Annotated in this window: 10 protein-coding genes, 1 pseudogene and 1 riboswitch; of the genes and pseudogenes, 9 read left to right on the forward strand and 2 right to left on the reverse strand. The window is 70.2% G+C overall.

Annotated features, from left to right (window positions below):
• The first annotated feature begins 167 nt into the window (after nt 1-167).
• Nucleotides 168-2,582, forward strand: a complete 2,415-nt coding sequence (locus ACFYYH_RS06085; RefSeq protein WP_388546547.1) for an immune inhibitor A domain-containing protein — start codon at nt 168-170, stop codon at nt 2,580-2,582.
• Between the two features lie 135 nt (nt 2,583-2,717).
• Entirely contained in the window at nt 2,718-3,044 is a 327-nt protein-coding gene (locus ACFYYH_RS06090) for a hypothetical protein (protein ID WP_388546549.1), read from the forward strand.
• A 336-nt stretch (nt 3,045-3,380) separates the two neighbouring features.
• On the opposite strand, the pseudogene ACFYYH_RS06095 reads toward ACFYYH_RS06090, so the two are convergent.
• Together ACFYYH_RS06095 and ACFYYH_RS06100 are read right to left on the reverse strand one after the other, a co-directional pair.
• Nucleotides 3,381-3,971, reverse strand: a pseudogene (locus ACFYYH_RS06095) (nicotinamidase); the annotation flags it as partial.
• Between the two features lie 364 nt (nt 3,972-4,335).
• Nucleotides 4,336-5,664 (reverse strand): nicotinate phosphoribosyltransferase, encoded by a 1,329-nt coding sequence (locus ACFYYH_RS06100; protein ID WP_388546551.1) that lies wholly within the window; start codon nt 5,662-5,664, stop codon nt 4,336-4,338.
• A 167-nt stretch (nt 5,665-5,831) separates the two neighbouring features.
• Between ACFYYH_RS06100 and clpS the strand changes: the two genes are divergently transcribed.
• The 7 genes from clpS (at nt 5,832) to ACFYYH_RS06135 (ending at nt 12,196) form a co-directional block, all read left to right on the forward strand.
• A complete protein-coding gene (gene clpS / locus ACFYYH_RS06105; protein ID WP_376374152.1) occupies nt 5,832-6,137 on the forward strand; it encodes an ATP-dependent Clp protease adapter ClpS in 306 nt (101 codons plus the stop codon).
• The gene (locus tag ACFYYH_RS06110) at nt 6,137-6,715 is read left to right on the forward strand and encodes a DUF2017 domain-containing protein (protein ID WP_388546554.1); all 579 of its coding nucleotides are present in this window, start codon (nt 6,137-6,139) and stop codon (nt 6,713-6,715) included. Before clpS ends, ACFYYH_RS06110 begins: the two co-directional genes overlap by 1 nt.
• A gap of 400 nt (nt 6,716-7,115) precedes the next feature.
• Nucleotides 7,116-8,588, forward strand: a complete 1,473-nt coding sequence (locus tag ACFYYH_RS06115) for an amino acid permease (RefSeq protein WP_388546556.1) — start codon at nt 7,116-7,118, stop codon at nt 8,586-8,588.
• 170 nt (nt 8,589-8,758) lie between these two features.
• Nucleotides 8,759-9,172: a Mov34/MPN/PAD-1 family protein gene (locus tag ACFYYH_RS06120; protein WP_388546558.1), complete on the forward strand. Its 414-nt coding sequence runs from the start codon at nt 8,759-8,761 to the stop codon at nt 9,170-9,172.
• Nucleotides 9,162-9,296: riboswitch (cobalamin riboswitch) on the forward strand. It overlaps the preceding gene by 11 nt.
• Nucleotides 9,297-9,344: 48 nt before the next feature.
• Nucleotides 9,345-10,358: an ABC transporter substrate-binding protein gene (locus tag ACFYYH_RS06125; protein ID WP_388547239.1), complete on the forward strand. Its 1,014-nt coding sequence runs from the start codon at nt 9,345-9,347 to the stop codon at nt 10,356-10,358.
• A gap of 6 nt (nt 10,359-10,364) precedes the next feature.
• Nucleotides 10,365-11,411, forward strand: coding sequence for a FecCD family ABC transporter permease (locus ACFYYH_RS06130; RefSeq protein WP_388546561.1), 1,047 nt, complete (start codon nt 10,365-10,367; stop codon nt 11,409-11,411).
• A complete protein-coding gene (locus ACFYYH_RS06135) occupies nt 11,408-12,196 on the forward strand; it encodes an ABC transporter ATP-binding protein (RefSeq protein WP_388546563.1) in 789 nt (262 codons plus the stop codon). The genes ACFYYH_RS06130 and ACFYYH_RS06135 overlap by 4 nt, the downstream gene beginning before the upstream one ends.
• Nucleotides 12,197-12,235: the final 39 nt, after the last annotated feature.

Here is a 12,235-nt window from a genome sequence, read left to right on the forward strand (position 1 = left end):
CCGTCGAGCGGAACGCGGCCCTTCGCATAGTGCAGTTGACCAGTGCAAGTCAAGGTCTGTCTTTTCTCTCTTAACTCCGGTCGAATGTCGTCACTTATGACGCAGACGCGCGCGGATCCCTCACTCCCGGTCCGCGGATCGCGTGCGCCGGGGAGGAAAAGCATCAAGTGATCAGAAACCGACGGGCGAGAAGAATGTCCGCGGTGGTGGTGGCTCTCGCCGCGACCGCCGCCACGGCCTCGGCCTTCACCACGGCCCAGGCTCAGGACAACCCCGCATCCGGTCCCACGGGGATCGAGCGCCGTGATCCGGCGCCCCAGAAGGGACAGGTCGAACACGACCTGGAAGGCCCGTTCAGCAAGCAGCAGTCGCAGCAGCGTGAGGCGGCGCTCCAGCAGGTCATCTCCGGTGCCGCCAAGGTGGAGAAGCGTGGCGCCTCCAAGGTCGTCAAGCTCGACAACAAGAAGTACGTCGAGCTGGGCCGGGAGAAGACCGACAAGATCTTCACCATCCTCGTGGAGTTCGGCGACACGGTCGACAGCACCACCACGTACGACCCGGACGGCGCGGCCGGACCGCTCCCGCCCGTCCAGAAGTTCGGCGGCGACCCCGGCCCGCGGCACAACCAGATAGCGGAGCCCGACCGCAAGGTCGACAACTCCACCGCCTGGCAGGCCGATTACAACCAGCAGCACTTCCAGGACCTCTACTTCGGCACGGGCAAGGACAGGAAGGGCCGCCAGAAGGAGTCGCTGAAGACCTACTACGAGAAGACGTCCTCCGGGCGCTACTCGGTCGACGGCGAGGTCTCCGACTGGGTCAAGGTCCCGTACAACGAGGCCCGTTACGGCTCCAACTACTGCGGTTCCAGCAACTGCGCCAACGTCTGGGACGCGGTGCGCGACGGCGTCAACGCCTGGACCGCGGACCAGAAGGCCCAGGGCCGTACGGACGCGCAGATCAAGGCGGACCTGGTCCAGTACGACCAGTGGGACCGCTACGACTTCGACGGCGACGGCAACTTCAACGAGGCCGACGGCTACATCGACCACTTCCAGATCGTCCACGCGGGCGAGGACGAGTCGGCGGGCGGCGGCGTCCAGGGTGAGGACGCCCTGTGGGCGCACCGCTGGTACGCGTACGGCACCAGCGCGGGCAGCACCGGCCCGACCGGCAACAAGGCCGGCGGCACGCAGTTCGGCGACACCGGTATCTGGGTCGGCGACTACACCATGCAGCCCGAGAACGGCGGCCTCGGTGTCTTCGCCCACGAGTACGGCCACGACCTGGGCCTGCCCGACCTGTACGACACCGCGGGCGGTGACAACTCCACCGCCTTCTGGACGCTGATGTCGTCCGGTTCCTGGCTCGGCACCGGCAAGGACGCGATCGGCGACCTGCCCGGCGACATGACCGCCTGGGACAAGCTCCAGCTCGGCTGGCTCAACTACGCCGAGGCCAAGGCGGCGAAGAACTCCACCCACAAGCTGGGCGTCTCGGAGTACAACACGAAGAACCCGCAGGCGCTCATCGTCGAGCTGCCGGAGAAGACGCAGACCACGACTGTCGTGAAGCCCGCCGAGGGCTCCAAGCAGTGGTGGAGCGACATGGGTGACGATCTCAAGAACACCCTGACCCGCCCGGTCGACCTCACCGGCAAGTCCGCCGCCACGCTGGACCTCCAGGGCTGGTGGGACATCGAGGCCGACTACGACTACCTCTACGCCGAGGTGTCGACGGACGGCGGCGCCAACTGGACCGTGCTCGACGGCACGGCCGACGGCGTGCCCCTTCCCCGTGACGCGGCCGACAAGCCGTCGCTGACCGGTGTCTCGGGCGCGTACAAGAAGCTCTCTTACCCGCTGGACGCCTACGCGGGCCAGAAGTTCGACCTGCGCTTCCGCTACCAGACGGACGGCGGAGTGGCCCAGAAGGGCTTCGCCGCGGACGGGATCACCCTGACCGCGGACGGCGCGACGGTCTTCTCGGACAACGCCGAGGGCGACGACGCGGGCTGGACCGCGGACGGCTTCTCGCGCATCGGTGAGTCCTTCACCCAGGACTACCCGCAGTACTACATCGCCGAGAACCGTCAGTACGTCTCGTACGACAAGACCCTTGAGGTCGGCCCGTACAACTTCGGCTTCGCGGCGCCGAACGGCGACAAGGTCGAGCACTTCCCGTACCAGACCGGTCTGCTGATCTGGCTGTGGGACACCTCGCAGAAGGACAACAACACCAGCCAGCACCCCGGTGAGGGTCTGGTCCTGCCCATCGACGCGCACGCCAAGGCGCTGAAGTGGTCGGACGGCACGCTGATGCGCAACCGGATCCAGGCGTACGACTCGACCTTCAGCTGGTGGCCGGTGTCCGGTCTGACGCTGCACAAGGCGAACGTGCCGACGCGGATCAAGGCCCAGCTCGGCGCCCCGGTCTTCGACGACCGCAAGGGCACCTACTGGAGTGCGGAGAACCCGAGCGGCAGCGTGAAGGTTCCTGACACCAACACCAAGATCAGCATCATCAGCCAGCCGCTCGACGGCCAGACGCTGACGGTCAAGGTGGGGGCCTCCGGTCGGTAACCGGAAGTAACCGCAGGTCAAAGCATGATCGGCCGTCGCCCTCTAGCGGGCGGCGGCCGATCGTGTTTAGGTGCGTCCTACGGTTCTCTTATTGACGCGGTGTCTCACTGGGGCCGCACGGGGGAGATGAAGGACATGGCAGGCGGAGGCTTCAGCAGGCTCCCGAACGGCACGGTGGTGGTGGCACTGACCCTGCCCAGCCCGGCGGCCGAGGGCGGTACGGTGCGCGTCCTGGTACACGCGGTGAACCGGGCCCGCGCCCTGACCAGGCTGCGGAACCTGGGGCTGCGCGCGGTGTATCTGCGCGGCAACGCGCACCCCCCGACGCCGGACGAGATCACGGCGGTGCTGCACCACCCGGACGGTCTGCTGTGGCGCACCACACCGGAGTGCCGGGAACAGCTCTGGCAGCCGATACGGGCCCTGCTGCGCCCCACGGCCAGCCCGGCCGCCGGCTACTAGCCAGGCCACGGCGAGCGCTGGGCACCGACCGCGCGAGGCAGGCCGTTCCGCCGTGCCGGGGGCCGGTGCCGTCCAAGCGCTCGGGCCGTGTGCCCAGGCCCGTGGTGCTCAGGCCGTGGTGCTCAGGCCGTGGTGCTCAGGCCGTGGTGCTCAGGCCGTGGTGCTCAGGCCGTGGTGCTCAGGCCGTGGTGCTCAGGAGAGGTCCTCCGCGCTGCTCCTGGGCTTTCCCGGGGCGCCCGGGGTGCCGGGGCCGACCGGGGCCTCTCCGGATCCCGCGGGGCCCCCGGAGGGCTCCTCGGGGGCGCTGCGCGGACCGGGCGGGGTCAGCCGGGCCGTCACCACGGGCTTGCCCGTCAGCTCCACCCCCGCCGCCCGCATCTCCGCCAGGGCCCGCTCCGTGGTCTCCACGGCCACGCCCGCCGTCAGATCGAGCAGCACATGCGTGGCGAAGCCCTCACGGGCCGCGTCCAGCGCGGTCGCCCGGACGCAGTGGTCCGTGGCGATGCCCACCAGGTCGACCTCCGTGATCTCCCGCTCCCGCAGCCAGTCCGCGAGCCGGACACCGTTCTCGTCGGCGCCCTCGAAGCCGCTGTACGCCCCCGCGTGCGCGCCCTTGTCGAAGACGGCGTCGATCGCGCCGGAGGCGACGGCCGGGGCGAAATTGGGGTGGAAGCCCGCCCCCTCCGTACCCGCCACACAGTGCACGGGCCAGGTCCGGACGAAATCGGGGCTGTCGGGACCGACGGCGAAGTGATTACCCGGGTCGATGTGATGGTCCCGCGTGGCGACCACATGCCGGTATCCGGGGGAGGCCTCGCCGATCAGGTCGGTGATGGCGGCGGCGACCTCGGACCCTCCTGTCACCGCCAGACTGCCGCCCTCACAGAAATCGTTCTGAACGTCTACGACGATCAACGCGCGGTGCATGACGGTCTTCCTTCGGCGGAGGGGCGGGCGAGCGGCCTGCGGGCGGGAACGGAGGACGGGAACGAGAGCCGGTCGGGAGCGGCGAATCGGTCGGGAACGCCGGATCGGTCGGGAGTAGCGAATCGGCCGGGAACGGCGGGGCGGACGGGAACATCGGATCGGCCGGGAAGGGCAGGGCAGCCGGGAGCGGCGGGAGCGGCACCGGCCGGGGAGACGGCCGGAGGTCCGGCCGGCCCCCGGGCACACGCGCGCCCCGGGGTGTGTCCGCTCCCTGGGGACCGGGCCCCGCGACGGGAGGAGCCGGGCATCCGCCTCACCACCGTCCCGTCACCGCCGTCCCCTGTGTCTCATGTCTCCGCGGTTCTCATATGTATTCGGTCGGGATCACCGGTTCGCCCCGCGAGAGCTGCGTCGCGGACACCGGCAGCGCGGCCCGTGCCGCGAAGTGCCGCTCGCGCGCCACCTCCAGCGGCTCCCGGGCGACGATCTCGCCGCCCTTGACGAGCTGCACATGGAGCTGCCGGTCCAGCAGGTCCGACGGGACCGTACCCGTGCCGAGCACCTCGGCCTCGGCGTACCCCCACGCGTCCACCCGTCGCGCGGCCCACTTGCGGCCGCCCACCGAGAGCTTCCCGCCCAGCGACTTCTTCGCCACCGGCTGGAGCGGGGCCCTCGGATCCGAGGACACCGCACGGGCGACGATCTTGTAGACCATGGAGCAGGTGGGATGCCCGCTGCCGGTGACGAGCTGGGTGCCGACGCCGTACGCGTCCACGGGCGCCGCGGCCAGCGAGGCGATGGCGTACTCGTCCAGGTCGGAGGTCACCACGATCCTGGTGTTCACCGCGCCCAGTTCGTCGAGCTGCTGGCGTACCCGGTGCGCGACCAGCAGCAGATCGCCGGAGTCGATCCGGACGGCGCCCAGTTCGGGTCCCGCGATCTCCACGGCGGTCCGTACGGCCTCGGCCACGTCGTAGGTGTCGATCAGCAGCGTCGTACCGCGCCCGAGCGCGTGCACCTGCGCCTGGAAGGCGTCGCGCTCGCTGTCGTGCAGCAGGGTGAAGGCGTGGGCGCTCGTCCCCACCGTCGGGATGCCGTACCGGAACCCGGCCGCCAGGTCCGAGGTGGTGTCGAAGCCGCCCACGTACGCGGCGCGCGCCGCGGCGACCGCGGACAGTTCGTGCGTACGCCGCGCCCCCATCTCGATCAGTCCGCGCCCGCCCGCCGCCGCCGACATCCGGGAGGCCGCGGCGGCGATCGCCGAGTCATGGTTGAGGATCGACAGGATCACGGTCTCCAGCAGCACGCACTCGGCGAAGGAGCCCTCCACCCGCAGGACCGGCGAGCCGGGGAAGTAGACCTCGCCCTCCGGATAGCCCCAGATGTCCCCGCCGAAGCGGTACGAGGCGAGCCAGCCGAGCGTCTCGTCGTCGACGATCCGGTTCGACCGGAGGAAGCCGATGACATCGGAGTCGAAGCGGAAGTTCTCGACGGCGTCCAGGACCCGCCCGGTGCCGCTCACCACCCCGTAGCGGCGCCCCTCGGGCAGCCGCCGGGTGAAGACCTCGAAGACCGACCGGCGGTCGGCGGTGCCGGCCTGGAGCGCGGCACGGAGCATCGTCAGCTCATACTGGTCGGTGAAGAGCGCGGTCGACGGCACGTCCACCGGCAGCCCAAGGTCCGCAGTGTTCATATGACCGATCCTACCCCGACCTCTCGTCAGAGTGACGATTTCTGTGTGGCCGTTTGTGCGACAGGCGGTTCCGGGTGGCAGCATGGGTCATGTGACGCTCTGACATGGGTCAGGTGACGCTGTGACCCGGCAGAGAAGCCCGGCAGAGAAGAAGGTCGTCCGGAACCGTGAGTGTTGCTCCCACTGAGATCGAACGCCCCGAATCGGCCGAGGAGACCTTTGCCGTCCCGGAACCCGATGTGCCGTGGGTGACCATCGTCCACAACGACCCCGTCAACCTCATGAGCTATGTGGCGTACGTCTTCCAGACCTATTTCGGCTACCCCAAGGACAAGGCCCACAGACTGATGCTCGACGTCCACCACAAGGGCCGCGCGGTCGTCTCCAGCGGCAGCCGCGAGGAGATGGAGCGCGATGTGCAGGCGATGCACGGATTCGGGCTCTGGGCGACCCTCTCCCAGGACCGCACCTGATGGCCGGGCGCTTCGAGGCGATCCCGGGCGGCGGCGCGGCCGTCGCGCTCGACGAGGTCGAGATCTCGATCCTGCGCTCCCTGGCCGTACAGCTCCTGGAGCTGATCGGGCCCGGTGACGAGCCCGCCCAGGGTGAGGACCCGCTCGCCTCGCTCTTCGCGGAGGGCCCCAGCGAGCCGCCCGACGACCCGGCGCTGGCCCGGCTCTTCCCCGACGCGTACGGCGATGACGACGACGAACTGAAGGAGTTCTCCGCCGAGTTCCGACGGTTCACGGAGAACGATCTGCGGGGCCGCAAGCGCCAGGACGGGATCGCGCTGGTCCGTTCGCTGGACGGGCTCACCTCGACGGGCGAGGGCGGCGCCGTGCTCAAGCTGACCCCCGAGGACTGTCTGCACTGGCTCGGCGCGCTCAACGATCTGCGGCTGACGATCGGTACGCGGCTGGAGGTCACGGACGAGGACGAGGGCGGCGAGCTGTACCGGCTGCCCGACTCCGACCCGCGCAAGCCGATGGTGATGGCGTACCTCTGGCTCGGCGCGCTCCAGGAAACCCTCGTCGAGACGCTGATGCCCTGATCCGGGCCGACCGGGCCGCACCGCCACGGTGTCCCGCGCACAGGACGCGCGGGCGCCGGGGGCTGGCGTCCACATGTCATGCGGCGGCCCCCGGCCGGCCTCTTCCCGTACGCTCAACTGACGCTCAAGTCGCCATAACGATCATGTCACCGGTCCGGCGACCTTTGCGGTTCGCGGTGCGATTCCTCCGCTTCTTCCTGTGGGCTGCGCCACAGAACCGTCCGCCGGTCACGCCCGCCGCCGTGATAAATCTTCACGACCCCCCGGGGACTCCACCCCTGTCCCCGGGGGTGCTTTCGCCGGCCGACCGCCGGCGGCACTCCATCCGTATCCGGGGGGATCACGAACTGGTCCGCGGCCGACACCGGCGCGGATCGGCATGGAGAAAGGGTTGCACGACATGACCTCTGCGCAGGTCGACAGGGAAAAGGAACACGGCGGCGACCGCGCCGCGGACGGCCCCGCCGGGGGCGGTCCGGCCGAAGAGGGCTACGAGCGGGGGCTCGGCAGCCGCCAGGTCCAGATGATCGCCATCGGCGGCGCGATCGGTGTCGGTCTCTTCATGGGCGCCGGAGCCAATATCGCCAAGGCCGGCCCCAGCATCATCCTCATGTACGCCCTCGCCGGCGTCGTGATCTTCTTCATCATGCGGGCGCTCGGCGAGCTGCTCCTCTACCGGCCGGTCTCGGGCTCCTTCGCGGAGTACGCCCGGGAGTTCCTCGGCCCGTTCTTCGGCTTCGCCACCGGCTGGACGTACTGGCTGATGTGGGTCGTCACCGGAATGGCGGAACTGACCGCCGCCGCGATCTACATCCACTTCTGGTTCCCGCAGATCCCCCAGTGGGTCAGCGCGCTGGTGTTCCTGGTGGTGCTCTTCGGCGTCAATCTGATCTCGGTGAAGATCTTCGGCGAGGTCGAGTTCTGGTTCTCGATGATCAAGGTCACCGCGATCATCGGCATGATCGTCATCGGTCTGGGCGTCCTCACCCTCGGCTTCTCCGACGCCGGTGAGACCGCCGCCGCCTCCAACCTCTGGGCACACGACGGGATCTTCCCGAACGGCATCGGCTCCAGCCTGATGACCCTCCAGGGGGTGATGTTCGCCTATCTCGCAGTCGAACTGGTCGGGGTGACCGCGGGCGAGTCGGAGAACCCCGAGAAGACCCTGCCCAAGGCCATCAACACGCTGCCCTGGCGCATCATCGTCTTCTACGTCGGCGCGCTCTCCGTCATCCTCGCCGTCGTCAAGTGGACCGAGTTCTCGGCGGGCAACAGCCCCTTCGTCCACGCCTTCGAGAAGATGGGCATCCCGCTCGCGGCCGGCATCGTCAACTTCGTCGTGCTGACCGCCGCGCTCTCCTCGTGCAACTCCGGGATGTACTCCACCGGGCGGATGCTGCGCGACCTCGCCGCCAACAGCGAGGCGCCGACAATCTTCGGCCGGCTCAACTCCCGTAAGACCCCCGCCTTCGGCATCACCGTCTCCGTCGTCCTGATGGGCATCGGCGTGGTCCTCAACTACGTCGTCCCGGAGAAGGCCTTCGGCTATGTGACCTCCGTGGCCACCGCCGCCGGCATCTGGACCTGGATGATGATTCTGATCAGCCATATCCGCTACCGCCGGGGTGTGGAGGCGGGCCGGCTGCCGGCCTCGTCCTTCCCGGCCCCCGGCGGCGCGCTCTTCAGCTGGGTCGCGGTGGCCTTCCTGGCCCTGGTGACCTGTCTGATCGCCTACGACAAGGACGCGCGGGTCTGTCTCTATGTCGCGGCGGTCTGGGCGGTGGCCCTGGCGGCGGGCTGGCAGTTCCTGAAGCGCCGCAACCCCGCGATCGCGCAGCGCGCCGAGCGGGAGTACGCCTCCGCCGTGGACTAGGTCCCGGCAGATCCTGGACAGGAACAGATCCTGGACAGGAGCAGGACAGGGCCCCACAGGGCCTGGCCACACAGGCCCCCACAGGGCCCGGCCACCTGCCGTACGAAGGCCCCCGGACCGGTGTCCGGGGGCCTTCGCCGTGCTCCGCGGTGTCCGCTTATATTCTCTGCATGCTCACCATCACCCAGGCCCTGCACGACCAGATCGTCGCGCACGCGCGAGCCGACCACCCCGACGAGGCCTGCGGTGTGGTCGCGGGCCCCGCGGGCGGCGGACGGGCCGAGCGGTTCATCCCCATGCTCAACGCCGCCCGCTCACCCACCTTCTACGAGTTCGACTCGGCGGATCTGCTCAAGCTCTACCGGGAGATGGACGACCGCGACGAGGAGCCGGTGATCATCTACCACTCGCACACCGCGACCGAGGCCTACCCGTCCCGTACGGACATCGCCTACGCCAACGAGCCCGGCGCCCACTATGTGCTGGTCTCCACCGCGGACACCGATGACGCGGGCCCCTTCCAGTTCCGCTCGTACCGGATCGTCGACGGCGAGGTCACCGAGGAGCCCGTCGAGATCGTCTGAGAGACTCGGACCCGAACCGAGGCGGCAGGACCCAGGAAGCCGGTGCGAAACCGGCGCGGTCCCGCCACTGTGACCAGGCGCGAAGCCTGCCAGCCAGGAACTGACCTGCCGCCCTTCTCCCACCAGCCAGGGGACGCGGAAATCCCCCGGAGGAGGCCCAGTCGTGTCTGTCCTGTCCCGGCGCCGCCGTGCGCTCGCACCCGCCGTGCCGCTCGCCCTCATATCCGCCGTACTGCTCCCGCTCGCCGCCTGCGGCACCTCCGGGAACACCGCGGAGCCGGCGGCCGGCCGGCCCGCCGCCCAGGCCGCGCCCGGTTTCCCGTACACCGTCACCAACTGCGGGGTGACCACCACCTACCAGGCGCCGCCGAAGCGGGTGGTCACCATGAACCAGCACGTCACCGAGATCATGCTCGCGCTCGGCCTGGAGAAGTCCCTCGTCGGCACCGCCTGGCTGGACGACCGGATCCTCCCCGCCTACGAGAAGGCGTACAAGAGCGTCCCCGTCCTCTCCGCGGAGTACCCCGCCAAGGAGAAGCTCCTCGCCGCGAACCCCGACTTCGTCTACGGCGGATACGCCAGCGCGTTCGCCGCCAAGGACGGCCGGAGCCGCGACGACCTCAAGGCCTCCGGGATCGGCACCCGGCTCAATCTGGAGAACTGCGCCGACGGCCGGACGACCATGGACGACGTCTACCGGGAGGTCGAGGAGACCGGCCGTACCTTCGGTGTCCAGGACCGCGCCCGCGCGTGGATCGCGGACGCCCGCACCACCGTCGCGTCCACCGCCGACGAGCTGAAGGGCGTCGAACCGCTCTCCGTCTTCGTCTACGACAGCGGCGACAAGACCGCGTTCACCGCCGGCGGCACGGGCATCGGCAACGAACTGATCGGGCTGGCCGGCGGACGCAATGTCTTCGCCGATCTCGACAAGTCCTTCGGCGACGCCACCTGGGAACAGGTCGTCGCACGCGAGCCCGACGTCATCGTCATCTACGACTACGGCTCCACCACCGTCGCGCAGAAGAAGAAGCGGCTGCTGGAGGACCCGGTGCTCAAGGACGTACCGGCCGTCAGGAACCAGCGGTTCGCGGTCATGCCCCTCTCGGACGTGGTCCTCGGCGTACGGGCCCCCGCCGCCGTCGAACGGCTCGCGGCCCAGCTCCACCCCGAAGCCGTGAAGTAAGCCGCCGTGAGCCGCGCGACCGCGCCCGCCCGTGCCCACGGGCGGCTCCGCCACACCCTCGTGCTCGGCTGCCTCGCCGCCGCGCTCGCCGTCGCCGTGGTCGCGGGCCTCGCCCTCGGCTCCGTACGGATCCCGCCCGGCCAGGTGCTCACGATCCTGGCCGGCGGCGCCGAGCCGGGCCCCTTCCGCACCATCGTCCTCGACGTACGGCTGCCGAGGGTGCTGCTCGGCGCGATCGTCGGCGCCGGGCTCGCCGTCGTCGGCACCGTCCTCCAGGCACTCGTACGCAACCGGCTCGCCGACCCGTTCCTGCTCGGCATCTCCTCCGGGGCCTCCACCGGCGCCGTACTGGTGCTGGTCCTCGGCATCGGCGGCGGGGTCACCACCACCGTCGCCATGCCGGCCGCCGCCTTCGCCGGGGCGCTGCTCGCGCTGGCGCTGGTGTACGGGCTGGCCCGGCGCGGCTCCACGATGACCGGCGGCGGGCTGGTGCTCGCCGGGGTGGCCGTCTCGTACATCCTCTCCGCGCTCACCACCCTGATCCTGATGCTCTCCGCCAGGCCCGAGCACTTCCAGGAGGCGCTCTACTGGTCGCTCGGCGGCCTCGGCAGCGCCCGCTGGGCCACGCTCGCCGTGCCCGCCGTCGCGCTCACCGCCGGGACCGCCCTGCTCATGGCGCTGGCCCGGCCGCTCGATCTGCTGCTCGTGGGGGAGGAGGGCGCGACCGTCCTCGGCCTCGACACCTCACGCTTCCGGGCCGCCGTCTTCGTCCTGGCCTCGCTCGTCACCGCGGTGATGGTCGCCGCGAGCGGGGCCGTCGGCTTCATCGGACTGCTGGCCCCGCACGCCGCCCGGATGGCCGTCGGCGCCGGTCATCGCGTCCTGCTGCCCGTCGCGGCACTGGGCGGGGCGCTCGCCCTGGTCGTCGCCGATCTCGCGGCCCGTACCGTCGCCGCGCCCCAGGACATCCCCGTCGGCGTCCTCACCGCGCTCACCGGCGGGCCGCTCTTCCTGTGGCTGATGCGCCGCCGCCCCGAAGGAGCACCGGTATGACCGCCCCGGACGCCGCCGGACTGCGGATCGAGGGGCTCTCGTACGAGACCGGAGGACGGCTGCTCGTCGACGGCGCCGCGCTGACCGCCGCCCCCGGCGAGACCGTCGGACTCGTCGGCCCCAACGGCAGCGGCAAGACCACCCTGCTGCGCTGTGTGTACGGGACCCTCCGTCCCACCGCGGGACACGCCCTGCTCGACGGCGACGATCTGCACACCATGACGGCCAAGGCACGGGCACGCCGTGTCGCCGCCGTCCCGCAGGACGGTGGGTCCGACTTCGAGCTGACCGTGCGCGAGGTCGTCGCCATGGGCCGCTCGCCGCACAAACACTTCTGGGAGGCCGACACGACCGCCGACACCGCCCTCACCGACGCGGCGCTCGGCCGGGTCGGGATCGCCGCCCTCGCGGACCGTGCCTTCCCCTCGTTGTCCGGCGGTGAACGGCAGCGCGCGCTCATCGCCCGCGCCCTGGTCCAGCGCCCGTCCCTGCTCGTACTCGACGAACCGACCAACCATCTCGACATCAGGTACCAGCTCGATGTCCTCACCCTGATCAGAGGGTCCGGCACCACCAATCTGCTGGCCCTGCACGATCTGAACCTCGCCGCCTACTACTGCGACCGGATCCATGTGCTCCAGGGCGGCCGGATCGTCGCCTCCGGAACCCCCCGCTCCGTTCTGACCCCCGAGCTGCTCGCGCGGGTCTACGGGGTATCGGCCGAGGTCACCACCCATCCGGTCACCGGCGCCCCCACCGTCGTCTATCTGCCGCCGTCCATCTGACGAACACCGGTCGTCCGTCCCGCGAGATCCCCTACCGGG

This window comes from Streptomyces sp. NPDC002018, assembly GCF_042890865.1.
In the GTDB taxonomy this organism is placed as follows: Bacteria; Actinomycetota; Actinomycetes; order Streptomycetales; family Streptomycetaceae; genus Streptomyces.